Source organism: uncultured Cellulomonas sp. (genome assembly GCF_963527515.1).
Classification (GTDB): Bacteria; Actinomycetota; Actinomycetes; order Actinomycetales; family Cellulomonadaceae; genus Cellulomonas.
This window is the reverse complement of sequence record NZ_CAURTV010000036.1, coordinates 1-25,770: the sequence shown is the minus strand read 5'-3', so window position 1 is coordinate 25,770 and position 25,770 is coordinate 1. Positions and strand designations below refer to the sequence as shown.

The 25,770-nt window shown below is 72.4% G+C and carries 15 protein-coding genes; 10 read left to right on the top strand and 5 right to left on the bottom strand.

Annotated features, from left to right (window positions below):
• Positions 1-10 precede the first annotated feature (10 nt).
• Genes RYN42_RS10600 through RYN42_RS10590 form a run of 3 tightly spaced genes read left to right on the top strand, consistent with a single transcriptional unit; the run spans position 11 to position 9,918 of the window.
• Positions 11-5,554: an alkaline phosphatase gene (locus tag RYN42_RS10600; RefSeq protein ID WP_315095894.1), complete on the top strand. Its 5,544-nt coding sequence runs from the start codon at positions 11-13 to the stop codon at positions 5,552-5,554.
• A gap of 42 nt (positions 5,555-5,596) precedes the next feature.
• Complete coding sequence (locus RYN42_RS10595; protein WP_315095892.1) at positions 5,597-9,133, top strand: PKD domain-containing protein; 3,537 nt, start codon at positions 5,597-5,599, stop codon at positions 9,131-9,133.
• Between the two features lie 11 nt (positions 9,134-9,144).
• Positions 9,145-9,918 (top strand): CDP-alcohol phosphatidyltransferase family protein, encoded by a 774-nt coding sequence (locus tag RYN42_RS10590; RefSeq protein ID WP_315095889.1) that lies wholly within the window; start codon positions 9,145-9,147, stop codon positions 9,916-9,918.
• On the opposite strand, the gene RYN42_RS10585 is transcribed toward RYN42_RS10590, so the two are convergent.
• The 4 genes from RYN42_RS10585 to RYN42_RS10570 are packed head-to-tail and all read right to left on the bottom strand — an operon-like array spanning position 9,892 to position 14,054.
• Complete coding sequence (locus RYN42_RS10585) at positions 9,892-10,938, bottom strand: glycosyltransferase family 1 protein (protein WP_315095887.1); 1,047 nt, start codon at positions 10,936-10,938, stop codon at positions 9,892-9,894. The two genes, RYN42_RS10590 and RYN42_RS10585, sit on opposite strands and share 27 nt — an antisense overlap.
• A 1-nt stretch (position 10,939) precedes the next feature.
• On the bottom strand, positions 10,940-11,809 hold the full coding sequence (locus RYN42_RS10580; RefSeq protein WP_315095885.1) for a hypothetical protein: 870 nt from the start codon (positions 11,807-11,809) through the stop codon (positions 10,940-10,942).
• A gap of 5 nt (positions 11,810-11,814) precedes the next feature.
• A complete protein-coding gene (locus RYN42_RS10575; protein WP_315095884.1) occupies positions 11,815-12,915 on the bottom strand; it encodes a Gfo/Idh/MocA family oxidoreductase in 1,101 nt (366 codons plus the stop codon).
• On the bottom strand, positions 12,912-14,054 hold the full coding sequence (locus tag RYN42_RS10570; RefSeq protein ID WP_315095883.1) for a DUF1972 domain-containing protein: 1,143 nt from the start codon (positions 14,052-14,054) through the stop codon (positions 12,912-12,914). Before RYN42_RS10570 ends, RYN42_RS10575 begins: the two co-directional genes overlap by 4 nt.
• Before the next feature lie 230 nt (positions 14,055-14,284).
• Here RYN42_RS10570 and RYN42_RS10565 point away from each other — a divergent pair, with 230 nt between their 5' ends.
• Both RYN42_RS10565 and mfd read left to right on the top strand, forming a co-directional pair.
• The gene (locus RYN42_RS10565; RefSeq protein ID WP_315095882.1) at positions 14,285-14,731 is read left to right on the top strand and encodes an adenylyltransferase/cytidyltransferase family protein; all 447 of its coding nucleotides are present in this window, start codon (positions 14,285-14,287) and stop codon (positions 14,729-14,731) included.
• Positions 14,732-14,871: 140 nt separating this feature from the next.
• Complete coding sequence (gene mfd, locus RYN42_RS10560; protein WP_315095881.1) at positions 14,872-18,537, top strand: transcription-repair coupling factor; 3,666 nt, start codon at positions 14,872-14,874, stop codon at positions 18,535-18,537.
• Here mfd and RYN42_RS10555 read toward each other — a convergent pair.
• On the bottom strand, positions 18,534-19,688 hold the full coding sequence (locus RYN42_RS10555; RefSeq protein WP_315095880.1) for an acyltransferase: 1,155 nt from the start codon (positions 19,686-19,688) through the stop codon (positions 18,534-18,536). The two genes, mfd and RYN42_RS10555, sit on opposite strands and share 4 nt — an antisense overlap.
• A 166-nt stretch (positions 19,689-19,854) precedes the next feature.
• Between RYN42_RS10555 and RYN42_RS10550 the strand changes: the two genes are divergently transcribed.
• The 5 genes from RYN42_RS10550 to eno all read left to right on the top strand — a co-directional run bounded on the left by RYN42_RS10550 (position 19,855) and on the right by eno (position 25,526).
• Positions 19,855-20,451 (top strand): hypothetical protein, encoded by a 597-nt coding sequence (locus RYN42_RS10550; RefSeq protein ID WP_315095878.1) that lies wholly within the window; start codon positions 19,855-19,857, stop codon positions 20,449-20,451.
• A complete protein-coding gene (locus RYN42_RS10545; protein ID WP_315095876.1) occupies positions 20,448-21,077 on the top strand; it encodes a MazG family protein in 630 nt (209 codons plus the stop codon). The genes RYN42_RS10550 and RYN42_RS10545 overlap by 4 nt, the downstream gene beginning before the upstream one ends.
• Positions 21,078-21,210: 133 nt before the next feature.
• Complete coding sequence (locus RYN42_RS10540; protein ID WP_315095874.1) at positions 21,211-22,764, top strand: Re/Si-specific NAD(P)(+) transhydrogenase subunit alpha; 1,554 nt, start codon at positions 21,211-21,213, stop codon at positions 22,762-22,764.
• A 4-nt stretch (positions 22,765-22,768) separates the two neighbouring features.
• Positions 22,769-24,151, top strand: coding sequence for a Re/Si-specific NAD(P)(+) transhydrogenase subunit beta (gene pntB / locus RYN42_RS10535; protein WP_315095872.1), 1,383 nt, complete (start codon positions 22,769-22,771; stop codon positions 24,149-24,151).
• Positions 24,152-24,245: 94 nt separating this feature from the next.
• Positions 24,246-25,526, top strand: coding sequence for a phosphopyruvate hydratase (gene eno / locus RYN42_RS10530; protein ID WP_315095871.1), 1,281 nt, complete (start codon positions 24,246-24,248; stop codon positions 25,524-25,526).
• Positions 25,527-25,770 lie beyond the last annotated feature (244 nt).

Below are 25,770 nucleotides of genomic sequence, written 5' to 3'. Positions count from 1 at the left end.
GGAGCCCCAGATGACCCCCGCCCCGGATCGCGCCCGCCCGGTGCGTGCCCTCGTCGCCGCGGCGGTCGTCGCGGCGCTCGCCCTGTTCGGGTTCGCGACGCCCGCGTCGGCGGACGACCCGGTGCCGTCCTCCAGCGGTGCGGTCGACCCGACGGTCACGGCCGACGGGCTGCCCACCGTGCAGATCGACGGTGTCGCGTGGGCGCAGATCGTCGTGGGTACCACGGTCTACGTCGCCGGTGACTTCACCACCGCGCGGCCCGCCGGCGCCGCGGCGGGGGAGCAGACGACCCCGCGCTCCCACCTGCTGGCGTACGACGTCACGACGGGGGAGCTCCTCACCGGGTGGGCGCCCGTGCTCAACGGTCCCGCCTACTCGGTCGCCGCGTCCCCCGACGGGACGCGCATCTACGTCGGCGGCGACTTCACGTCCGTCAACGGGGTCGCCCGCAACCGGTTCGCCGTGCTGGACGCCACCACGGGCGCGCTGGTGACCGCGTTCACCGGGGGCGCCAACGCCGCCGTCCGCTCGATCGTGGCGACCGCGACGACCGTCTACATCGCCGGCAACTTCAACACCGTCGCCGGCCAGTCGCGTCCCCGCGTGGCAGCGTTCGACACCACGACCGCCGCGCTGACGACCTGGCGCGTCTCGGTGCAGCCGCGCCAGGTGGACACCATCCTGCTCAGCCAGGACGCCTCGACCCTGTACATCGGCGGGCGCTTCGACATGATCAACGGCGTCGCGCGGCAGGGCATCGGCGCGGTGTCGACCTCCACCGCCGCCCTCACGCCGTGGACCGTCAACCCCGAGATCTTCGCGTACGGGTACTCCGCGGGGATCATGAGCCTGGCCACCGACGGCAACCTCGTGTACGGCACCGGGTTCGGGTTCCTCACCGACCCCGAGAGCGACACCAACCTCGAGGGCATGTTCGCGGCGGACCCCGTGACCGCGGACCTGGCGTGGGTCGAGGACTGCCACGGCGACACCTACTCGGTGTACGCCAACCCCGGCAAGGACCACGTGTACATCGCGGGCCACCCGCACCACTGCTCCAACTTCGGTGGCTTCCCCGAGGTCAGCCCGCGCCGGCACCAGTACGGCGTCGCGTTCACCAAGTCGCCCGTCGGCAAGATCCAGCCGAACTCGCAGGGCGGCTACTACGACATGCAGGGCTTCCCGGCCCCGGCGCAGCGCACCTTCTGGCCGACCTTCACGGAGGGCACGTTCACGGGTCTGGGCCAGGCGACCTGGAGCGTGACCGGTGCGGACGAGTACGTCGTCTACGGCGGCGAGTTCCTGCGCGTGAACGGCGTCGAGCAGCAGGGTCTCGTGCGCTTCGCGACGCCCGACGTCGCCCCCAACGACCAGGGCCCGGTGCTGTCCGGCTCCGCCACGCAGCCGACGGCAGCCTCGCGCGCCACGGGCACCATGCAGGTGTCCTGGCCCGCCAACTGGGACAAGGACGACGGCGAGCTGACCTACCAGGTCTTCCGCAACAACGGAGCCACCCCCGTGTACACGACCACGCGCCCGTCCCGGTTCTGGGACCGGTCGCGGATGTCCTTCACCGACTCCGGACTGGCCAACAGCACCTCGTACACGTACAAGGTCGTCGCGGTCGACGCCGCCGGGAACGAGGTGACGTCGCCGAACGTGACCGCGACGACGACCGGCGCGTCCGCCGGCGCCCTGGGTGCCTACGCGGCCGCCGTGCTGGGCGACAACCCCGCCGGCTTCTGGCGTCTCAGCGAGACCTCCGGACCCGCCCTGGACTGGAGCGCGTACTCGAGCGCGAACGTCGGCAACAGCGTCACCCGCAACCAGACCGGGGCCATCTTCGGGGACACCAACCGCGCCATGGCCTTCACCGGCGCGGGCACCTCGCGGGCGTACAGCACCGTGCGGGTGCCGGGGCCGATGCACTTCACGGTCGAGGCGTGGTTCAGGACCACCTCCACCAGCGGTGGCAAGATCGTCGGCTTCGGCTCCACCTCGGGGACCACCGACAGCAGCAGCTACGACCGGCACGTGTACCTGGGCGCGGACGGGCGCGTGAGCTTCGGCGTCTACCCCAGCACGGCGCGGGCCATCACGTCGCCGGCGGCGTACAACGACGGCGCCTGGCACCAGGTGATGGCGAGCGTCGGCGACCGCGGCATGGAGCTGTACCTCGACGGCGCCCTCGTGGCGACCAACCCCGACGTCACCTTCGGCCAGGCCTACGACGGGTACTGGCGCATCGGTGGCGACAGCCTGGGCAGCTGGCCCAACGCCGGCGCCACCTCCTTCAACGGCACCATCGACGACGTCTCCGTGTACGGCCGCCAGCTCGACCTGGTCGACGTGGTGCGGCACCAGGGCCTGGGCGCGACGGGGGTCATCCCGAACCTGCCGCCGCGGGCCAAGTTCACGGTGACCGGGGGAGAGCTGTCCGCGACGTCGGACGCGTCCGCCTCGGACGACCTCGACGGCACGATCGCGTCCTACGACTGGGCCTGGGGCGACGGCGGCACCTCGACCGGCGCCACGTCGTCGCACACGTACGCCACGGGCGGCACGTACGACGTCACGCTGACCGTCACGGACGACGACGGCACCGCGAGCTCGCTCGTGCACCAGGTGGTCGTCGCCAACCCGAACGTGGGGCCGACGCCGGTCATCACCTCCAGCTCGACGGGCCTGACCGGGCTCCTGGACGCCACGGCCTCCAGCGACCCCGACGGCACCATCGAGTCGTACCAGTGGAACTTCGGGGACGGCACCACGGGCAGCGGCCACACGGTGGCCCACGCCTACGGCGGCAGCGGCATCTACACGGTCTCGCTCACGGTCACCGACGACGACGGGGTGGCCTCGACCACCACGGCGCCGCTGACGATCATCGCCCCGGTGGTGGACGTCATCGTCGCCAACGACACCTTCACGCGCACCGTCTCACCCGGCTGGGGCAGCGCCGACCAGGGTGGCGCGTGGACGACGACGGCCGGCGCCGGGTCGGTGTCGGGCACGCAGGGCGTGTCCACCATCGCGGCCGCGAACGGGTCGTTCAGCGGGCGGCTCACGGGCGTCAGCGGCACCGACCAGATCACCCGGTTCTCCACCACGGTGGACAAGCGGCCGGCAGGCTCAGGCGGCTGGATCCTGTCCCGCGGCCGGATCACCCCGGCGGGCGAGTACCGGTTGAAGGTCAACCTCAAGTCCAACGGCACGGTGACCGCGGCCTTCGTGCGGACCAACGCCGGTGGCACCGAGACGGTCGTGACCCCCGCGGCCACCGTCGCCGGTCTCACCTACTCGGCGGGCTCCGTGGTCAGGACCGCGCTGAAGGTCAGCGGCGGCACCCCAACCACCCTGAGCGCCAAGGTCTGGATCGGCACGGAGCCGGCCGACTGGCAGCTCACCGCGACCGACTCGACGGCGGGCCTGCAGGAGTCCGGGCACACCGGGCTGGCCTACCTGCTGTCCAGCACGGCCACCAACGCGCCCGTCGCGTTCCGCACCGACGACTACACCGTCCTGTCCGTGGGGACGGCCGCACCGCCGGAGACCCAGATCCCGCCGGACGACCCGACGCCGACCCTGCCCGCCGCGCAGACGGGCACCCCGAAGAACATCATCACGCTCGTCGGCGACGGCATGGGCTACAACACCGTCGACCTCGGCAGCGTGTTCCAGTCCGGCAAGACGCTGTACCAGCAGAAGATCACCAACGGCCCGAACCTGACCAAGATCGGCGGCCAGGGCGCCACGCAGCCGTACCAGTACTTCGCGGTGCAGGCGGGCCTGTCCACCTTCCCCTCCGGCGGCTCCTACAGCCCGTCGGGGAACTGGTCCTCGTTCACGCAGCCGCTCACGGGTCCGACGGACTCGGCGGCGGCGGCCACGGCGCTGTCCTCCGGCCTCAAGACGAACAACGAGGTCATCGGCAAGGACGCCACCGGCAAGGACATCCGCAGCATCGCCTCGCTCGCGCAGGACGTCGGCAAGGCCACGGGCGTCGTCACGACGAAGTACCTGTCCGACGCGACCCCGGCCGGCTACCTCGCGCACGAGGCAGACCGCGGCAGCTACACCGCGATCGCCGACGACCTCGTGGCCTCGAACGCCAACGTGGTGTTCGGCACCGGCAACCCGCTCTACGACAACGACGCGGCGCTGCGCGCGACGCCCGACTACACGTACATCAGCCAGTCCACCTGGGAGGACCTGACCACCGGCCAGACCCCGTACACCTTCGTGGACACGGTCGAGGAGTTCGACGCCCTGGCCACGGGCGAGACGCCGGAGCAGGTGTTCGGCGTGCCGCACGCGTTCACCACCCTGCAGGCCTCGCGGTCAGGGCTGGTCGCGACGAGCGTGCCGTTCAGCACCCCCCGCAACCAGGGCGTGCCGAGCCTGGTGCAGATGAGCAGGGCCGCGCTGAACGTGCTGGACGACGACCCGGACGGCTTCTTCGTGATGATCGAGGGCGGCGCGATCGACTCCGCGGCGCACGAGAACAACACCGCGGGCGTCGTGGAGGAGCAGGTCGAATTCAACGACGCCGTCCAGGCGGTCGTCGACTGGGTGGAGACGAGCTCGAGCTGGGACGAGACGCTCGTGATCGTCACCGCCGACCACGAGACCGGCTACCTGTGGGGCCCGGGCTCCAACCCGGTCCGCAACCCCATCGTGGGCACCGCGGGCACCGCGCCGGCCGTCCAGTGGAACACCGTCAACCACTCGAACCAGCTGGTCCCCTTCTACGCCACGGGCGTCGGCTCGGCGGCGTTCGCGGCCAAGGCCACGGGCACCGACCCTGTGCGGGGCGCCTACCTCGACAACACCGACGTCGGCGCGGCCTCGCTCGCCTTCTGGGGCGGCCTGCCCGGCGACGCCCCGACGGTGCACGTCCCGCCGCCGCCCCCGCCGCTGGCCAGCGACACGTTCGAGCGCACGGTCGCCGGCGCGTTCGGCACCGCGGACGTCGGCGGCGCGTGGGTGTCCACGGCCTCCGCCACCAGCGTCGGCTCGGGCACGGGCGTCATGGCGCTCGCTGCCGCGGGCGGCACGGCGAGCGCCCGGCTCCCCGGGGTGGCCAGCGCGTCGCACCGTGAGACCGTGACGTTCTCGCTGGACAAGCGGCCCTCCGGCTCCGGCGGGTGGGTGCTGCTGCGCGGCCGCGTGATCGACGGGGCCGGCGACTACCGGCTCAAGCTCGCCCTGTCGTCCGGCGGCAGCGTCTCCGCACGGCTGTTCCGCACCAACGCGGCCGGCACGGAGACGGCGATCGCGAGCTCGGTGACGGCCACGGGCGTGAGCTACGCGGCCGGCACCCAGCTCAAGGCCGCGATCGAGGTCGTGGGCACGTCGCCGACGACGATCCGGGCGAAGGTCTGGCCCGCCACCGGGACAGAGCCGACCACCTGGCTGACCACCGCGACCGACACGACGGCCGCACTGCAGGCACCCGGGTACACCGGGCTCGCCGCGATCCTGTCCAGCACCTCGACGAACGTCCCTGTGACCGTGCGGTTCGACGACTACACCGTCACGACCGTCTCGTGATCTGACGGCCGCGTCACGGCGCGGCCACCGAAGGAGAGAACGATGCGAGCAGCACAGCGACCGTGGTGGCGCCGGGCAGTCGGGGCAGCGGCAGCCGCCGCCCTGGTGGTCGTGGGGCTCGTGACCGTGCCCACCGCCGCCACCGCGGCGCCGCAGGTCTGGGCGGACCCGACCGTCACGGCCGACGCGCTGCCGACGGTGCAGATCGACGGCGTCGTGTGGTCGCAGACGATCGTCGGCAACACCGTCTACGTGGCCGGCGAGTTCGCCACCGCGCGTCCGGCCGGCTCCGCGGCGGGCGTCGACACCACGCCCCGCGCCAACCTGCTCGCGTACAACCTCACCACCGGCGCACTGGTCACCACCTGGGCGCCCACGCTCGACGGTCCGGCCTACGCCATCGAGGCGTCCCCGGACGGCTCCAGGCTCTACGTCGGCGGCAACTTCACGCGGGTGAACGGCTCGGCGCGCAACCGGTTCGCGGTGCTCAACGCCACGACCGGCGCCCTCGTCTCCGGCTGGACCGGCGGCGCGAACGCGGCAGTGCGCTCGATCGTGGCGACGGCGTCGACGGTGTACATCGGCGGCAACTTCAACACGGTCGCCGGCCAGTCCCGGCCCCGCGTCGCGGCGTTCGCCGCCGCGACCGGCGCCATCACCACCTGGCGCGTCTCGGTCCAGCCCCGCCAGGTGGACGCGATCGCGCTCAGCCCCAACGGCTCGCAGCTGTACATCGGTGGGCGGTTCGACGCGATCAACGGCGTCGCGCGGCAGGGCATCGGTGCGGCCGCCACCTCCAACGGAGCCACGACGGCCTGGACGGTGAACCCGGACGTGTTCGTGTACGGGTACTCCGCCGGGATCACCAGCCTCGACACGGACGGCACCCTGGTCTACGGCACGGGCTTCGGCCTGATCGCCGACCCGGAGAGCGAGGGCAACCTCGAGGGCATGTTCGCGGCGGACGCCGTCACGGCCGACCTCGCGTGGGTGGACGACTGCCACGGCGACTCGTACTCGGTGTTCGCCAACCCCGGCCAGGACCACGTCTACCTCGCGGGCCACCCGCACAACTGCGGCAACTTCGGCGGGTTCCCCGAGATCAACCCGCGCCGGCACCAGTACGCCGCGGCCGTGTCCAAGGCGACCTTCGGCGAGGTGCAGCCCAACACGCAGGCCGGCTACTACTCGCTGGAGGGTCAGGGCGCGCCGGAGCTGCGGACCTTCTGGCCGACGTTCCAGCGCGGCACGTTCACGGGCACCAGCCAGGCGACCTGGCACGTCACCGGCAACGGGACCTACGTCGTCTACGGTGGGGAGTTCCTGGGCGTCAACGGCGTGCCGCAGCAGGGGCTCGTGCGGTTCGCGACGTCCGCGATCGCCCCCGACGCCATCGGCCCGTCCCTGTCGGGGACCGCGCTGCAGCCCACCGCGATCGCGACGGCCACCGGCAACGTCCAGGTCTCCTGGCCGGCCAACTGGGACCGCGACGACGAGGTCCTCGAGTACCGGGTCCTGCGGGGCAGCTCGACGACCCCCGTGTACGAGGTGTCGCGCGAGTCCCGGTTCTGGGACCTGCCGCGGCTCTCGTTCACCGACACCGGGCTGTCCAACAACACCACCTACACGTACCGCGTGGTCGCCGTCGACGACTCGGGCAACTCCGTGACGTCGCCGACGGTGACGGTCACGACCACGGGCAGCGCCGCCGGACCGCTGGGCACGTACGCCACGGCGGTGATGGGCGACAACCCCGGCGGGTACTGGCGCCTGGGAGACTCCGGCGGCAGTGCGGTCGACACCACCAGCTACGGTCCCGCGACCGTGGGCAGCGGCGTCGACCGCGGGGAGCCGGGCGCCCTGGTGGGCGACGGCGACGACGCGATGGTGTTCTCCGGCGACGGCACCTCGCGGGTGTACTCCACCCGCCGGGTCGCCGCTCCGCTGCGGTTCTCCGTCGAGGCGTGGTTCCGGACCGGGTCGAGCGCGGGCGGCAAGATCGTCGGCTTCGGCTCGACCTCCGGCACCACCAACAGCACCACGGTCGACCGGCACGTCTACCTGGGCGCCGACGGGCGGTTGACCCTCGGAGTGTTCGCGAACGCGGTCCGGACGATCACCTCCCCGGCGGCGTACAACGACGACGAGTGGCACCAGGTGGTCGCCAGCGTCGGCATCCGCGGCATGGAGCTGTACGTCGACGGTGCCCTGGTGGCCAGCGACGCCGACGTGACGTTCGCGCGGCACCTGGCCAACGGCTACTGGCGGATCGGCGGGGACACCCTGGCGGGGTGGCCGAACGCGGCGGGCGAGAGCTTCGTCGGCAGCATCGACGAGGTCTCGGTCTACGGGCGCCAGCTCGACCAGCTCGAGATCGCGCGCCACCACAGCATCGGCACCACGGGGTCGGCCTCGAACCTGCCCCCGCAGGCCCAGCTGTCGGTGTCCGGCGGTGAGCTGACCGTGGCGGCCGACGCGTCCGGCTCGAGCGACCTCGACGGCACGATCGTCGGGTACTCGTGGAGCTGGGGCGACGGCCACACCACGACCACCACGACGCCCGTGACCTCGCACCCGTACGCGGCGGCGGGCACCTACCCGATCACGGTCACGGTGACCGACGACGACGGCGGGACCGCGCAGGCGTCCGGCAGTGCGGTCGTCACCGCGCCGAACCAGCTGCCGTCCGCGGCGATCGCCGTCTCCGGCCCGCCGGCGCTCGGCGTCTCGGTCTCCGGTGCGGGCTCCACGGACCCCGACGGGACGATCAGCACGTACCAGTGGACGTTCGGCGACGGCGGGACCGCCACCGGCGTCACGGCCACGCACCAGTACGTGGCCACCGGCACGTACCCGATCACCCTCACGGTGAGCGACAACCGGGGCGGGACCGACACCGAGACCACCTCGGTGAGCGTGGTCGCGCCTCCGGGCCCGGTCGTCCTCGCCGCCGACACGTTCGAGCGCACGGTCGCCGACGGCTTCGGCACCGCCGACACCGGCGGCGCGTGGTCGGCGACGGCGGGTGCGACGAGCGTGGGCTCCGGTGCCGGCTCGATGCGGCTGGCCGCGGCGAGCAGCGTCGTCAGCGCGCGACTGACCGGCGTCTCCAGCACCTCGGTGCGCGAGCAGGTCACGTTCTCCCTGGACAAGCGGCCCGCCGGGTCCGGGGGCTGGTTCCTGGCCCGCGGCCGCATCATCGACGGCGCCGGCGACTACCGCCTGAAGATCGCGCTGTCGTCCGGCGGCGGCGTCTCGGCCCGGCTCTACCGGACCAACGCCGGCGGCACGGAGACGGCCGTCTCGGCCGCGGTCACGGCGACCGGGGTCACGTACACCACCGGCACGGTCCTGGCCACGGCGTTCGAGGTGGTGGGCACGTCGCCCACCACCCTGCGCGCCAAGGTGTGGAACGCGGCGCAGGCCGAGCCCGCGGCGTGGCTGGTGCAGGCCACCGACGCGACGCCCGAGCTGCAGGCTGCCGGACACACCGGTCTGGCTGCCATCCTGTCCTCGTCGGCGTCGAACGCACCCGTCGTGGTGCGGGTCGACAACTACAGGATCACGGCGGTGCCGTGACGGGGGGTCACGTGGACGAGGTCGACGCGCACGAGCAGGCGCCCACCTACCGGGCCGTCGTGGCCCGGCTGGCGGCCGCGCAGAAGGCGTCGCGCAACGCGCCCGCCTACTCCCGGTGGGTGAACCGCCCGCTCGGGCGGCGGATCGCCGCCGCGGCGTACCTGCGCGGCATGACGCCGGACCAGGTCACGGGCGTGAGCGCGTGCCTCACGCTGGTCGGCCTCGGGTTCCTGGTCGCCGTCCCGCCGGTCCTGTGGGTCGGCGTGGTGGTCTCGGTGGCGCTCGTCCTCGGCTACGCGTTCGACTCGGCGGACGGGCAGCTGGCCCGGCTGCGCGGCGGTGGCTCGCCGCGCGGCGAGTGGCTCGACCACGTGGTCGACTCGGCCAAGAACGTGTCGGTGCACCTGGCGGTGCTGGTGGCGTGGTTCCGGTTCGAGGGCGAGCGCGTGGGGCCCTGGGACGGGGACACGCTCCTGCTGGTGCCCCTGGTCTTCGCGGTCGTGTCGACGGTGTTCTTCTTCGCCATGACGCTCACCGACCAGCTGCGCCGGCTGTACGGGGGCCGACCGACGTCCACGTCGGCCGAGGCGATCGCCGCCAAGGCGCCCGTCATGGCCTCGCTGCTGACCCTGCCCAACGACTACGGGCTGCTCTGCGTGGCCTTCCTCCTGGTCGGCCTGCCGGCGGTGTTCGCGCCCGTCTACGTGCTGTTCCTGCTGGCCAACGTCGCGTTCCTGGTGGTCGGTCTGCGCCGCTGGTCACGCGAGCTGCGGAGCAAGGGCTGACACGACGGCGGCCCGCAGCCGTCGTGTGACGTCCGCCCAGTCGGGCGCGGCGAACGTCGGCGCGACGGGCGGCGCCTGGAGCGCGGCCGCGATGGCGTCGACGTCGAGCGGGTCCACGTAGGCGGAGCTCGCGCCGAGGTTCTCGCGCATCACCGGGATGTCCGAGACCAGCGCCGGGCAGCCGAACGAGAGCGCCTCCACCGGCGGCAGCCCGAAGCCCTCGTCGAGGGACAGGTACACGAACAGGTCGGCGTGGCCGTAGAGCCACGCGAGCTCGCCGTCGTCGACGCGGCCGAGGAAGCGGATCGCGCCGGACGTCACGGCGTCCCGCACGTCCGGCCCGAGGTCGGCGCGGGCGCCCTCCGGCTCCCCGACCACCAGGAGCGGGCGCGTCGGCGTGATCACCCCGGACCGGGCGGCGGCCGTGAAAAGTCGGCCCAGGTTCTTGCGCACGTTCAGCCGGCCGACGCTGAGGACGAACTCCTCGACGTCCACCCCGGCGGGCCGCGTCGGCCGGGCGGTGGCCAGCTCGGTGCCGACCGCGAGCCCGATGGGGACGACGGGCGCGATGCCCCGGTTGTGCGCCGCGATGCGCTCGGCCTCGTGGTGCGAGCTCGTGGCGACGACGTCCGCCCGGCGCAGCGTCCACGGCACCAGCCGCAGGTAGGCGCGCTCGGGCAGGGTGAACCACTCCGGGTTGGTCTGGAACATGACGTCGTGCACGAACACCGCGCTGCGACCCGTCCACGGCGTGAAGTTGTGCACCACGCTCACGTCCGCGCCGACGCGCCGTGCGATCCGCGGGTAGTCGACCACCGACGCCACGCCGTGCGGCCACAGCCGCGTGCCGACGCAGCGCACGCCCCGGGGAGCGTCGATGCCGTCGAGCGCCTTGTGCGGCACCACCATCGTGAGCTCGTCGTCGAACAGGTCCACCCAGTGCCGGACGATCTCCCGCTGGACCTGCCGGTTGGACAGCGGACCCTCGGCCCACCAGTAGCCGTCGACCAGGACGCGCACGTCAGCCCCGGTCGGCCCAGAGCTCGTCGACGAGCTGGCGGGTGGAGCGGATGTTGGTCCGGCTCGACGCGCCGAACACGATCGACTCGACGTTCGGCAGGCCGCAGACCCACTCGAGGGCCTCGCGCGGCGGGATGGCGCCGGACGCCAGCACGGACATCGCGATGGGCCGGAACGTCTTCTCCTTGAGCACCCGCTCGTACTCGGCGATGCCGCCGGACATCCGGAAGCCCAGCTTGTTGATGCTCGAGCAGACGATGGGGTTCTCGACGCCCACGCGCTCCAGGACGTCCAGGAGCATCGGCAGGTTCATCGTGATGAACCCCGGCTCGGCGCCGTACCGCTTGCGGACGTGGTGGGCGAAGATGGCGAACGCGTCGTCGAAGCCCAGGCCGAGCAGCAGGTCCACGACGACGTTCTGCAGGAAGATCACCGGCGTGGACAGGCCGCGGAACATGGTCATCTCGGCGTCGACCAGCAGGGTGATCAGGCTCTCGACGTCCTTGCGGGCCAGCGCCCTGCCGCCGCGCATCGCCGAGTCGAGGAACCCCTCGTCCGGCAGGAAGCGCTTGATGGCGCCGAGCATCCCGTCCTCGGCCATGGCGTTGGCGTACTTGTGGGCGTACGGCATGCACGGGTAGAACGTGGACGCCGCGGCGCGGGCCGGGTCGGCGCGCACCAGGTCCGCGATCTGGGCGACCCGGTCGTGCGTGGTGCACATGAACGTGGTGACGCCCTCGTCGAACGCCGCGTCGAGCACGCCCATGATCGCGGAGAGGTCCTGGAACTTGATCTCCTGGGCGCGCGCCTTCTCCTCCGACATGTGGTTCACGCCGAAGAACTGGTTGTCGCCGAACAGCAGCGGGTCCATGGCGCTCACCGCTGGGGGAGCAGTCGACGGAGCCCGGAACGGGCCGGTGGCGCCTTCTGGACCGGCGACGCGCCGCCCACGGGGGTCGGTGCCCGCTCGGCGTCGGCGACGATCGCGGCGATCACCAGGTCGGTGTCGGCCGCCGACCGGAACGTGTTCTCGCCCTTGGTCGTGCCGGTGACGACGCGCTGGACGAACGCGTCGACCTGGCTGCTGTACTCCTCGCCGCGCACGTAGAACCACACGGGTTCCGTGAGGTCGGTGGTGTACCGGACGTTCCAGCCGTGCCGGTACCCCGAGGGCGCCTCGGCCGTGTCGCGCAGGTACACCTGCACCTCCTGGCGGTCGACGAAGATCCTGCCGTGCGTGCCCCACAGGGTGAGCTTGGTGGTCATCTTGCGCTGCGAGTCGTCGCTCCAGCTCACGCTCAGGCTCGCGGTCGCCCCGCCGGGCAGGTGGAGCGTGGAGGTGACCTCGTCGTCCGTCTCCTGCGAGAACACGCGTCCGAGCACGGACCCGCTGACTCCCGTGGGCACCCCGAAGTACCAGGTCAGCAGGTTCAGAGGGTGTGCCGCGTAGTCGTAGAGGCACCCCCCGCCCTCGGTCCGCTGGCTGCGCCAGGTGCCACCCTTGGGCTTGAGCACGACGGGGCCGTACGCCTCGGCCAGCACGTGCGTGACGGTCCCGATGGCGCCCGCGTCGAGCAGGCGGCGGACCTCCTCGAACGCTCCGACGAACCGGTAGTGGTACCCCACCTGGGTCACCAGGCCGAGCCGTTCGGCGCGCTGCGCCAGGGCGTCGGACTCGGCGGGGTCCAGGCAGAACGGCTTCTCGCAGAACACGTGCAGGCCGCGGTCCAGCGCGGCGGACACCTGCGCGCCGTGCATGACCGACGGGGTGCAGATGACGACCGCGTCGAGCTCGGCCGTCTCCAGCATCGTGTCGTAGTCGGTGAACGTGGTCAGGCCCGTGTTCTTGCCCAGCACGGACAGCACGTAGGACGACGTGTCGCAGACACCGACGACGCTCACGTCCGGGTGCGCGTTGAACATGGCGAGGTGGGACAGGCCCATCTTGCCCAGACCGACGATGCCGACGCGGATCACGCCGCGACCCCCTGTCGACGCTGCGGTGCGCGTCCCGTGGCCCGCAGGTGCCGCTCGAGCAGCTCCGCGTACTGGCCCGCCACGTGGTCCCAGGTGAACTCCGCCGCGTGCCGCGCCCGCGCGTTCTCGGCCAGGGCGGTGCGCAGCGCGTCGTCCTGCAGCAGGCGGGTCAGCGCGTCGTCGGCGTCGTCGACCGTGGAGAAGAACAGGGCCGCGTCGCCCGCGGTCCACCGGTTGTACTCGTTGTCGTGGGCGAGCACCGGGTTGCCCGCGCCCATCGCCTCGACGAGGGACGGGTTGGTCCCCCCGACCGTGTGCCCGTGCAGGTAGGCGGCGCTGTGGAAGCGCAGCGCCGTCACGGTCGCCGGGTCGTACACCGGCCCGAGCAGGTCCACCTCGTCGCCGGCGGCGGCGCGGATCGCCTGGTGGTACGGGTCGTCGTGCCCGACGTCCCCCAGGACGGCCAGGCGCATGCCGCGGGGTCGGCGGGAGAAGGCGGTCAGCAGCTCGACGATGGAGTTCTCCGGGATCGGACGCGCGACGAGCGTCAGGTAGCGGCCGGGCTCCAGGCCGCGGTCGGTGACGGGGGCGGTCGGCGCGGACTCGACGGTGGGAGCGCCGTATGTGATGGTGGCGATCTTGCTGTCCTTGGCGTGCTTGCGCAGGTAGACCGCGATCTCGGGGTGGTCGGCGATGAGGGCGTCGCCGACCAGGCAGCCGATCCGCTCGTTGGTCCACAGGATGGCCTGGCGCACCGGCCCCCACCGCGCCCGGGACCACTCGATGCCGTCCATGTTGATCACCGTGGGGATGCCCCGCAGCCGGTGCCAGGTGTTGAGGACGGCCGTGTTGTAGCCGAACGTCAGGCACAGGTCCCCGTGGCGGGCGGCGTGCCGGACGACCTTGAGGTCGAACCGGGACGTGCCCAGCCAGCCGTCGCGGGGCTCGGGGACGGTCACCCGCTCGATGCCCTCCCACGTGTCGTACCGCACCGGCCCGGACCCCTGCTCCTGGCAGTACACGACGACGCGCCACCCGGTGTCGACGAGGTGGCGCGCGACGTTCTCGGCTGCGGTCTCGAACCCGCCGTAGGCGGCGGGGACACCGTGCGTGCCGAGGATCCGCACCGTTCTCGTCATCGGCTGATCCTCCTGCCTCAGGGTGTCTCGGGGGCGCGGACGGCGGGAGCGCCGGACCGGGGAGCACGTCGAAAGTACCCCAATGCGGACATCTCACTACCACCGCCCGGCAGATTTCGCCCGCTCAGCCGAACGCCACCCCCGGAGGGTGACTTTTCGGAGAACAGCGGACAATACGGACCCGGCTTCCTAGACTCGGCACCACGGTCGGGTCGAGCGGAAGGACGCACATGACGGTCGTCGGCTATGCGCCCGGGGTCTACGACCTCTTCCACGTGGGGCACCTCAACATCCTGCGGCACGCCCGCCTGCACTGTGACCGGCTGGTCGCCGGCGTGGTCTCCGACGAGAACGCGGCCCGCGTCAAGGGCAGGTACCCGGTGGTCCCGCTGGCCGAGCGGCTCGAGGTGGTCTCGGCCCTCTCGCTCGTCGACGAGGCGGTCGCCGAGGTGTGGGGATCCAAGCGCGAGGCCTGGGACCACGTGCGGTTCGACGTGATCTTCAAGGGCGACGACTGGCGCGGGACCCCGCAGGGCGCGGCGCTCGAGGCCTCCATGGCCGAGGTCGGCGTCCGCGTCGTCTACTTCCCCTACACCGTGCACACGTCGTCCACGCAGCTGCGCCGCGCGCTGGAGCTCCTGGGCGAGGGCCGCGAGCCCGAGGCCGCTGCCGTCTGACTCGTCGGCGCCGGTGCGTGTCAGCGGCCGGACGTAGACTTCTCGCGCACCCCGGCTCCTCTGGAATCGGGGCGTTTCGCGTTGCCTGCGCCTGCGCGCAGGCATGCCCGCGCGTGTCTCGCTGAACGACGAAGGACCTCATGGACCTCACCGGCCTCCTGCCCGCCCTGCTCGCCGACCCCGCCGCCGCCGCGGCGGTGGAGAACGTCCGCTCCCGCGGTGAGCTCGACGTGGTGGGTCCCGCGGGAGTCCGTCCGCCGCTGCTCGCCGCCATGGCGGCCGGCCGGCCGCTCGTCGTCGTGACCGCCACCGGCCGGGACGCGGACGAGCTGGCTGCCGCCGTGCGGTGCTACCTGCCGGCCGACGCCGTCGCGGTGCTGCCCTCGTGGGAGACGCTCCCGCACGAGCGGCTGTCCCCGCGCAGCGACACGGTGGCCCGGCGGCTCGCGGTCTTCCGCCGGCTCGCGCACCCGGAGACCGAGGGGCACGCGGGACCGGTCCGGGTGCTGGTGCTGCCCGTGCGCGCGCTGCTGCAGCCGGTGGTCGAGGGGCTCGGGGAGCTGGTGCCGGTGTCCATCGGCACCGGGGACCGGGTGGACCTGGCCGACCTGGCGGAGAAGCTGGTCGCGGCCGCGTACACCCGCGTGGACATGGTGGAGAAGCGCGGCGAGTTCGCGGTGCGCGGCGGGATCATCGACGTGTTCCCGCCCACCGAGGACCACCCGCTGCGCGTCGAGCTGTGGGGCGAGGACGTCGAGGAGATCCGCTGGTTCTCGGTGGCGGACCAGCGCAGCCTCGAGGTGGCCGACCACGGCGTCTGGGCGCCGCCGTGCCGGGAGATCCTGCTGACCGACGCCGTGCGCGCGCGGGCAGCCGAGCTGGTCGCGCAGCTGCCCGGCGCCGTGGACATGCTGGACAAGCTGGCGCAGGGGATCGCGGTCGAGGGCATGGAGTCGCTGGCGCCCGCGCTGGTCGACCACATGGTCCCGGTGCTCGACCTGGTGCCGGACGACAGCCTGCTCGTGCTCGTCGACCCCGAGCGCGTCCGGCGCCGGGCGCACGACCTGGTGGCCACCACGCAGGAGTTCCTCGAGGCCGCGTGGACGTCCGCCGCGGCCGGTGCCGCGACGCCGCTGGACCTGTCGGCGGCGAGCTTCGCCTCGTTCGCGGAGGTCCGAGCGCTCGGGGCCGTGCGCGGGCTCGGCTGGTGGACGCTGTCGCCGTTCTCCCTCGACGTCGACGCCGCCGAGGCGGCGCGGCCCGAGGACTTCTACGACGGCGCCACCGGCACCGGCCACACGGCCGCGCGCAACGAGGCGCCCCACCTGAGCGCCATGGCCGACGACGTCGCGGCGACCGCGGAGACCCTGGTGATCGCCGCGCGGGACGTCGAGCGCTACCGCGGGGAGGTCGCCCGCGCGGTCGCCGACGTGCGCGTGCTGCAGCAGGCGGGCTGGCGTCTGGTGCTCGCCACCGAGGGGCACGGACCCGCGCAGCGGATGGTCGAGCAGCTCAAGGCCGCGGAGGTGCCGGCGCGGCTGGTCGGCACGATCACCGACGAGCCCGAGGGTGGCGTCGTCCTCGTCGTGCCCGCCCCGGCCGGACAGGGCTTCGTCGCGGAGCAGCTGCGCCTCGCGGTGTTCTCGGAGGCGGACCTCACCGGCCGCGCGGGGACGTCGACGCGGGACATGCGCCGGATGCCGAGCCGGCGTCGCAACGTGGTCGACCCCCTGCAGCTGCGCCCGCACGACTTCGTGGTGCACGAGCAGCACGGGGTCGGGCGCTTCGTGGAGCTGGTCCAGCGGACCATCGGCACGGGGTCCAACGCCGCCACCCGCGAGTACCTGGTGATCGAGTACGCCTCCAGCAAGCGTGGTCAGCCGGGCGACCGTCTGTACGTGCCCAGCGACCAGCTGGACCAGGTCACCAAGTACGTGGGCGGGGAGTCGCCGACGCTGTCCAAGATGGGCGGCGGCGACTGGGCCAAGACCAAGGGCCGCGCCAAGAAGGCCGTCAAGGAGATCGCAGCGGAGCTGATCCGGCTGTACTCGGCGCGCATGGCGACCGCCGGGCACGCGTTCGGCCCGGACACCCCGTGGCAGCGCGAGCTCGAGGACGCGTTCGCCTACGTGGAGACGCCCGACCAGGCGGCCACGATCGACGAGGTCAAGGCGGACATGGAGAAGCCGATCCCGATGGACCGGCTGGTCTGCGGCGACGTCGGCTACGGCAAGACCGAGATCGCCGTGCGGGCCGCGTTCAAGGCGGTGCAGGACGGCAAGCAGGTGGCGATCCTGGTGCCGACGACGCTGCTGGTGCAGCAGCACCTCGACACGTTCTCCGAGCGGTACAGCGCGTTCCCGGTGACGGTGCGGGCGCTGAGCCGGTTCCAGACGCCGAAGGAGTCGAAGGAGGTCGTCGCCGGCCTGGCCGACGGGACGGTCGACGTCGTCATCGGGACCCACCGGCTGATCACGGGGGAGGTGCGGTTCAAGGACCTCGGCCTGGTGGTGATCGACGAGGAGCAGCGGTTCGGCGTCGAGCACAAGGAGACGCTCAAGGCGCTGCGCACCAACGTCGACGTGCTGGCCATGAGCGCCACCCCGATCCCGCGCACGCTCGAGATGGCGGTGACCGGCATCCGGGAGATGTCGACGCTGGCCACCCCACCGGAGGAGCGGCACCCCGTGCTGACGTTCGTCGGCGCGTACGACGAGAAGCAGATCACGGCCGCCATCCGCCGCGAGCTGCTGCGCGAGGGCCAGGTGTTCTACGTGCACAACAAGGTGGACTCGATCGAGAAGACCGCGTCGCGCCTGATGCAGCTCGTCCCCGAGGCCCGCGTCGCCGTGGCGCACGGGAAGATGAACGAGCACCAGCTCGAGCAGGTCATCGTCGACTTCTGGGAGAAGAGGTTCGACGTCCTGGTCTGCACGACCATCGTCGAGACCGGTCTGGACATCTCCAACGCCAACACGCTCATCCTCGAGCGCGCCGACCTGCTGGGCCTGTCCCAGCTGCACCAGCTGCGGGGGCGGGTGGGCCGCGGGCGGGAGCGGGCCTACTCCTACTTCCTCTACCCGCCGGAGAAGCCGCTCACCGAGACCGCCCACGACCGGCTGCAGACCATCGCGGCCAACACCGACCTCGGCGCCGGCATGGCGGTCGCGATGAAGGACCTGGAGATCCGCGGCGCCGGCAACCTGCTGGGCGGCGAGCAGTCAGGGCACATCGAGGGCGTCGGCTTCGACCTCTACATCCGCATGGTCGGCGAGGCGGTGGCCAACTTCCGCGGGGACGTGGAGGAGGAGCTGCCGGACGTCACCATCGAGCTGCCCGTCGACGCGCACATCCCGCACGACTACATCGCGCACGAGCGGCTCCGGCTGGAGGCGTACCGCAAGATCGCCGCGGCCCCCGACGCCGCAGCCCTGGGAGAGGTGCGGGCCGAGCTGGTCGACCGGTACGGCCCGGTGCCGTCGGCGGTCGACAACCTGTTCGAGGTGGCCGAGTTCCGCCAGCACGTGCGCGCGTCGGGACTGTCCGACGTCACCGCGCAGGGCAAGTTCGTCCGGTTCGCGCCGGTCGACCTGCCCGAGTCCGCGCAGCTGCGGCTCAAGCGGCTGTACCCGGGGTCGGTGCTCAAGCCGACCACCCGCACGGTGCTGGTGCCGTGGCCGATGACCGCGCGGATCGGCGGGAAGCCGGTGCAGGGTCGCGAGGTCCTGCTGTGGGCGCGGCAGCTCATCGACGCGGTCGTGCGGGGCGACGTGTCCGCGGCCGCCGTCGCGGGGACGGTGCGTTAGGCGGCGGAGGCCGGCTGCGGCGGGGTGGACGTCCGCGCGAGGCGACGCCGGTCCATCAGGGCGGTCTTGTAGGCCTCGACGGGCCGTTCGAGCAGGTGCCAGATCGCGATCCCCAGCGCGACGCCGACGGCGGTCGTGAGCAGGAAGGCCGGCACCAGCGGCCACCCCGCGATCAGCGGGCGCAGCGCGTGACCGGCGACGCGGTGCACCAGGTAGATGCTGTAGCTGGCCAGACCGACCACCTGGACGGGTCGCGCGCCGGCGAGCGTGCCCAGGGCGTGGCGGAACCGGCCGTCCTGGCGCTCGAGACCGTAGAGGATGACCAGCGCGGCGGCGGCCCCCTGGACCGTGTACCGGAACGTCTCGCGGAACCACGGGTCACGGAGGGTCAGCGACGCGAGGTAGAGGGCTGCGGAGACGACGGGGACCCACGTGCTGCCGATCACCGCACGCGCCCGCGGGCTCACCTGGTCGTGACGCAGGTGCGCGAAGACGACGGCGGCGAGGATGCCGTAGGCGATGCCGTCGACGCGGGTGTCCGTGCCGTAGTAGACCCGCCGGTGTGCGAGCGCGGGTGCGGTGCCGGCGACGATGACGAGGCGCAGGACGAGGGTGCCGACCACGGTGGCCAGCGCGAGGACGGTGAGGAGCGCGAGGCGCCGGCGGACCCGGGCGGCGGCGAGCCAGACCAGCGCGAAGACGATGTAGAACTGCTCCTCGATGGCCAGGCTCCACACCACCACGGAGCCGGGGAGGATCTGCGGGAGACCCTGCACGTAGACCCAGTTGAACCCGAAGAACACCTGCGAGACGAAGGCGCCCCAGTCGATCGGTCCCCAGGTCGAGTAGACGAGGGTCGGGAGCGCCATGACCAGCAGGAACGGCGGCGCGAGCTTGAGCAGTCGCCGCAGGTAGAAGTCGCTGACCCGGAAGTGGCCGGTGCGCTCCCGCTCGACCAGCAGGACGTGCGTGATGATGAAGCCGGAGATGGCGAAGAAGATGGTCACGCCGCTGCCGCCGGGCACCACGTGGCCCAGCCCGGCGTGGGCCACCACCACCAGCATGACCGCGAGGGCGCGCAGCGCGTCGATGTGCTCGTAGCGGCCGTGCGCGGCAGGTGCGAGGCTCGCGGTGGCCGATGGTGCGCTCATGTCTCGCCCCCTGGATTGACGCGGCAAGACGGACATATGCCCCGCACGGGGCGGACGTTACTCGCGAGTACGGGCTCGCGGGCCGGTTTCACCCGTTCGCGCCCACCTGCCGACGAGCCCTCTACGATGACCCGTGATCGACGAGCGACGACGCAGGAGGTCCCTGGTGGCAGTGCAGTGGCGTGTGGGTGTGCGAGCGGCGGGTGTGCTGGTCGCGCTCACGACGACGGCCGGTCTGGCCGGGTGCGCGGGGCAGGCCGGCGCGGCTGCCGTGGTCGACGGCACAGCCATCTCCACCGCGGACGTGCGCGACGCGCTCGACGAGCTCGAGCCGTGGTTCCAGGGGGTGACGACCACCAACGTGCTGGCCGTGCTGGTCCAGGAGCCGACGGTGGTCGAGCTGGCCGAGGAGAAGGGTGTCGGCGTCTCGGACGAGGAGGCCCGCGCCCTGCTCGCGCAGGTGGTGCAGCAGAAGGTCGCCGGCGCGACGGCGACGTTCACCGAGCCGTCGATGGCCGTCGCCCGCTACTCCATCGCCTTCACCAACCTCCAGGGACTGCCGGACGCCGAGGCGGTCGGTGCCGAGATCGACGCCCGCCTGCGCGAGCTCGACGTCGAGGTCAACCCGCGCTTCGGGTCGCTGGAGGACGGCAACCAGGTCGCCGCGCCCCTCCCGGTGCCGTGGGTGGTCGCGCCGCAGGCGGCGCCCGTCGACGACGGGTCCACGGAGCCGACGCCGGAGCCGACGCCCTCGTCCTCGTGACGCCGTCGCCCGACGCCCTGCGCGCGCTGGTGGCGGTGATGGACCGACTGCGCTCACCGGGCGGGTGCCCGTGGGACGCCGAGCAGACGCACGAGTCGCTCGTGCCGTTCGCGCTGGAGGAGGCCTACGAGCTGGCGGAGGCGGTCGAGGCGGGCGACCGTCCGGGTCTGCGCGAGGAGCTCGGGGACCTGCTCCTGCAGGTCGTCTTCCACGCGCGCATCGCCGCTGAGCACCCGACCGACCCGTTCGACGTGGACGACGTCGCCGCGGACCTGGTCGCCAAGCTGGTGCGCCGGCACCCGCACGTGTTCTCCGGCGCGCCGCTGGACGGGGACGTGCACGTGCAGTGGGACCGGCTGAAGTCGGCGGAGAAGCGCCGGGCCTCGGCGCTCGACGGCGTCCCGCTCGCGCTGGGGGCGCTGGCCCGGGCGCAGAAGGTCGCCGGTCGCGCGAGCCGTGCGGGCCTCGTCGCGCGCGCACCGACGGGTGACGGCCTGGGGGAACGCCTGCTGGCGCTCGTGCTCGAGGCGGAGGCCGCGGGCGTGGATGCCGAGGGGGCGCTGCGGAGGACCGCGGCGACCTGGGAGCAGGACCTTCGGGCCGGGGAGGCGTCGGCCGGACTCTGATATGGGAGGTTCCGCCGATCATCCGACCGGCGCAAGGAAAGCGCTTGCCGAAGGTCGGTCCGACCCCATAACCTGCCCGTGGCCGCCATGATGAGCGCGTCCACCCCGACACGGACCACGGAGGCCCGCAACGATGCGCATCGGCATCCCCACCGAGAGTCGAGCAGGCGAGCGGCTCGTGGCGGCGACCCCGAAGACGGTCGCCCAGCTGGTCGCCCTCGGGTACGAGGTCGTGATCCAGCGCGGAGCCGGCGACGCCGCGACCTTCCGCCCCGAGACGTACGAGGCCGCGGGCGCCGCGGTGGGCGACGCGGCGGACGTCTGGTCCAGCGACGTGGTCACCAAGGTCAACCCGCCCACCGACGCGGAGGTCGCCTCGCTGCGACCGGGCGCGACGCTGGTCGCCATGCTCGCTCCCGCCTCCACTCCGGCCCTCGTCGAGCGGCTGCACGCGCGCGGGGTGACCGCGCTGGCGCTGGACGCCGTGCCGCGCATCTCCCGCGCACAGGCCCTCGACGTGCTCAGCACCCTGTCGAACGTGGCCGGGTACCGGGCCGTCGTCGAGGCCGCCGAGGTCTTCGGCGGCATGTTCACCGGTCAGGTCACCGCGGCGGGCAAGACGCCGCCCGCGCGGGTGTTCGTGATCGGCGCCGGGGTGGCCGGGCTCGCGGCCATCGGCGCGGCCGGCAGCATGGGCGCCCGCGTCCGCGCCTTCGACGTGCGGCCCGAGGTCGGCGAGCAGATCGAGTCGATGGGCGCCACGTTCGTGCAGGCCGAGGCCGCGCAGCAGGCGGTCAGCTCCGACGGGTACGCCAGCGCGCTCACGCAGGAGCAGGAGCAGCTGACCGCGCAGATGTACGCCGCGGAGACGGCGGACGCGGACATCGTCATCACCACCGCACTGGTCCGCGGCCAGGCGCCGACGACGATCACCGCGGCGATGGTCGCGGGTATGCGGCCCGGCAGCGTGATCATCGACCTCGCGGCCTCCGGTGGCGGCAACTGCGAGGTCACCGTCCCCGGGCAGGCCATCACCACCGAGAACGGGGTGACGGTGGTCGGGTACACCGACCTGACCAGCCGGATGCCCCAGCACACGTCCCAGCTGTTCGGCACCAACATCGTGCACCTGCTCCAGCTGCTGACGCCGGGCAAGGACGGGCAGCTGGTGCTCGACCTCGACGACCCGGTGCAGCGCGGCATGACCGTGACGCACCAGGGCGAGCTGCTCTGGCCGCCGCCCCCGGTCCAGGTCTCCGCCGCGCCGGCCGCGGTCGCCGGTCCCACGCCGGAGGAGCGCGCCGCGGCCGAGGCTGCCGCACAGCGGGACAAGGCCCGACGACGCCAGCGCCGGTCGGTGGTCCTCGCCCTCCTGGCGGTGGTCGTCCTGCTCGGCATCTCGTTCGCCCCGGCCGCGTTCCTGGGCCACTTCACCGTCTTCGTGCTCGCGGTGATCGTCGGCTACTACGTCATCTCGAACGTCAGCCACTCGCTGCACACCCCGCTGATGGCCCAGACCAACGCCATCTCCGGGATCATCCTGGTCGGCGCGCTGCTGCAGATCGGCGACGACAGCGTCCTGGTGACCGCGCTCGCGGTCGTCGCCGCCGCCGTCGCCAGCGTCAACGTGTTCGGCGGGTTCCTCGTCGCCAACCGCATGATCCGCATGTTCCGGAAGGACGCCTGACCCCGTGCTGACCTCCCTGGCCCAGGCCGTCTACGTCCTCGCCGCCGTCCTGTTCATCCTCAGCCTCGCGGGCCTGTCCAAGCAGGAGACCGCCCGTCGCGGCAACCTCGCCGGCATGCTCGGCATGGTGCTGGCGCTGGCCGCGACCGTCGCGCTCGCCCTGCAGCGCTCCGAGCGGCCCGTCGCCGTGACCGCGTCGCTGATCCTCGTGGTGTTCCTCGTCGGAGCCACCGCCGGTACGTGGCAGGCCCGCCGCGTCGAGATGACGCAGATGCCCGAGCTCATCGCGATCCTGCACTCGTTCGTCGGGCTCGCGGCCGTGCTCGTCGGCTACAACTCGTTCCTCACCGAGCCGGCCGACCCCGCGCACCTGGTCGAGGTGTACCTGGGCGTCCTCATCGGCGCGGTGACCTTCACCGGGTCGATCGTCGCCTACCTCAAGCTGTCCACCAAGATGAAGTCCGCGCCGATGATGCTGCCGGGCCGCAACTGGATCAACCTCGCCATGGTCGTGGTGTCCGCGGCGCTGCTGGTGTGGTTCCTGTCCACCGGGGGCGTGCTCCCGCTGCTGCTCATGACGGTCGTCGCGCTCGCCCTCGGCTGGCACCTGGTCGCCTCGATCGGCGGCGGGGACATGCCTGTCGTCGTGTCGATGCTCAACTCGTACTCCGGCTGGGCGGCCGCCGCGGCGGGCTTCATGCTCAGCAACGACCTGCTGATCGTCACGGGCGCCCTCGTCGGCTCCTCCGGTGCGATCCTGTCCTACCTCATGTGCACGGCCATGAACCGGTCGTTCGTCTCCGTGATCCTGGGCGGGTACGGCGCCGAGGGCGGCACCGTGGTGGCGTCCGACGTCGACTACGGGGAGTTCCACGAGATCAAGGCCCCGGAGGCGGCGGAGCTGCTCACGGAGGCCCGCACGGTCATCATCACGCCCGGGTACGGCATGGCCGTGGCCAAGGCCCAGTACCCGGTGGCGGAGCTGGTGGCCAAGCTGCGCGCGCGCGGCGTCGATGTGCGGTTCGGCGTGCACCCGGTGGCGGGCCGGCTGCCGGGGCACATGAACGTGCTGCTGGCCGAGGCCAAGGTGCCGTACGACATCGTCCTCGAGATGGACGAGATCAACGGCGACCTGGCGGAGACCGACGTCGTGCTGGTCATCGGCGCCAACGACACGGTGAACCCGGCCGCGCTGGACGACCCGTCCTCGCCGATCGCCGGCATGCCCGTGCTCGAGGTGTGGAAGGCCGCGCGCGTCATCGTGTTCAAGCGGTCCATGGCCACCGGCTACGCCGGCGTGCAGAACCCGCTGTTCTTCCGGGACAACACGTCGATGCTGTTCGGGGACGCCAAGGACCAGGTCGAGCACATCATGCTGGCGCTCTGAGAGCGCTCGTCCACCAGTCGAAGGGCCCACGGCAGGGCCTCGTCGACGCCAGTAGGGTGAGGTCGTAAACCCACCCGCTTCAGAAGGAGCACCCATGGCCAGCATCGAGGCCGTCGGCGCCCGCGAGATCTTGGACTCGCGCGGCAACCCCACTGTCGAGGTCGAGGTCGCACTCGACGACGGCACCATCGCCCGCGCCGCTGTCCCCTCGGGTGCCTCGACCGGCGCGTTCGAGGCCGTCGAGCGCCGTGACGGCGACTCGGCCCGCTACCTGGGCAAGGGCGTCGAGGAGGCCGTGGCGGCCGTCATCGACGAGATCGCCCCCGAGCTCATCGGCTTCGAGGCCACCGAGCAGCGTCTCGTCGACGCCGCGCTGATCGACCTCGACGGCACGCCCAACAAGGGCAAGCTCGGCGCCAACGCGATCCTCGGCGTCTCGCTCGCCGTCGCGAAGGCCGCGGCCGACTCCTCCGACCTGCCGCTGTTCCGCTACCTCGGCGGCCCCAACGCGCACGTGCTGCCGGTCCCGATGATGAACATCCTCAACGGTGGGTCGCACGCCGACTCCAACGTCGACATCCAGGAGTTCATGGTCGCCCCCATCGGTGCGACGACGTACCGCGAGGCGCTGCGCACCGGCGTCGAGGTCTACCACGCACTCAAGTCCGTGCTGAAGAGCAAGGGCCTGTCCACGGGCCTCGGCGACGAGGGCGGCTTCGCCCCCAGCCTGGGCAGCAACCGTGAGGCGCTCGACCTCATCCTCATCGCGATCGAGAAGGCCGGCTTCACGCCGGGCGTCGACCTGGGCCTCGCGCTCGACGTCGCCGCGACCGAGTTCTTCAAGGACGGCGCCTACCAGTTCGAGGGCAAGGCCCTGTCGAACGAGGAGATGTCGGCCTACTACGAGCAGCTGGTGAAGGACTACCCGCTGGTCTCCATCGAGGACCCGCTGTCCGAGGACGAGTGGGAGGGCTGGTCCCACCTGGTCGCCACCATCGGCGACAAGGTCCAGATCGTCGGCGACGACCTGTTCGTCACCAACCCGGAGCGCCTGCGCAAGGGCATCGAGCTCAAGGCGGCCAACTCCCTGCTGGTCAAGCTCAACCAGATCGGCACGCTGACGGAGACGTTCGACGCCGTCGAGCTGGCCCAGCGCAGCGGCTTCACCACGATGACCTCGCACCGCTCCGGCGAGACCGAGGACACCACGATCGCCGACCTGTCGGTGGCCACGAACGCCGGCCAGATCAAGACCGGTGCCCCCGCCCGTGGCGAGCGCATCAACAAGTACAACCAGCTGCTCCGCATCGAGGAGGAGCTGGACGACGCCGCACGCTACGCCGGTCGTTCCGCCTTCCCGCGGTTCACGGCCTGACGCACGACCCTCGAAGGCCGGTCATCCTCGGATGGCCGGCCTTCGGCGCGCCACGGTTCCCGACCTCCACGCAGGTCGGGACGGTCCGGGGCAGAATCGACGCCATGTCCGCCCCCCGACGCCCGGCGTCCCCGAGCGCCCCGGGTCGGCGTCCGGCGGCCCCGCGGTCCGGGACGCCGGTCCCCGGGGCGAACGTGCCGCGCGGGAACACGGGCGCCCGGTCGTCGTCGCCGCGCTCCGGCGC

What these genes read in the sequence shown, in the direction of transcription:
- RYN42_RS10555 (WP_315095880.1), bottom strand. Translation starts at nt 19,688, where the DNA reads ATGAGCGCACCATCGGCCACCGCGAGCCTCGCACCTGCCGCGCACGGC.
- RYN42_RS10540 (WP_315095874.1), top strand. Translation starts at nt 21,211, where the DNA reads ATGCGCATCGGCATCCCCACCGAGAGTCGAGCAGGCGAGCGGCTCGTG.
- RYN42_RS10600 (WP_315095894.1), top strand. Translation starts at nt 11, where the DNA reads ATGACCCCCGCCCCGGATCGCGCCCGCCCGGTGCGTGCCCTCGTCGCC.
- RYN42_RS10580 (WP_315095885.1), bottom strand. Translation starts at nt 11,809, where the DNA reads ATGGACCCGCTGCTGTTCGGCGACAACCAGTTCTTCGGCGTGAACCAC.
- eno (WP_315095871.1), top strand. Translation starts at nt 24,246, where the DNA reads ATGGCCAGCATCGAGGCCGTCGGCGCCCGCGAGATCTTGGACTCGCGC.
- mfd (WP_315095881.1), top strand. Translation starts at nt 14,872, where the DNA reads ATGGACCTCACCGGCCTCCTGCCCGCCCTGCTCGCCGACCCCGCCGCC.
- RYN42_RS10595 (WP_315095892.1), top strand. Translation starts at nt 5,597, where the DNA reads ATGCGAGCAGCACAGCGACCGTGGTGGCGCCGGGCAGTCGGGGCAGCG.
- RYN42_RS10570 (WP_315095883.1), bottom strand. Translation starts at nt 14,054, where the DNA reads ATGACGAGAACGGTGCGGATCCTCGGCACGCACGGTGTCCCCGCCGCC.
- RYN42_RS10565 (WP_315095882.1), top strand. Translation starts at nt 14,285, where the DNA reads ATGACGGTCGTCGGCTATGCGCCCGGGGTCTACGACCTCTTCCACGTG.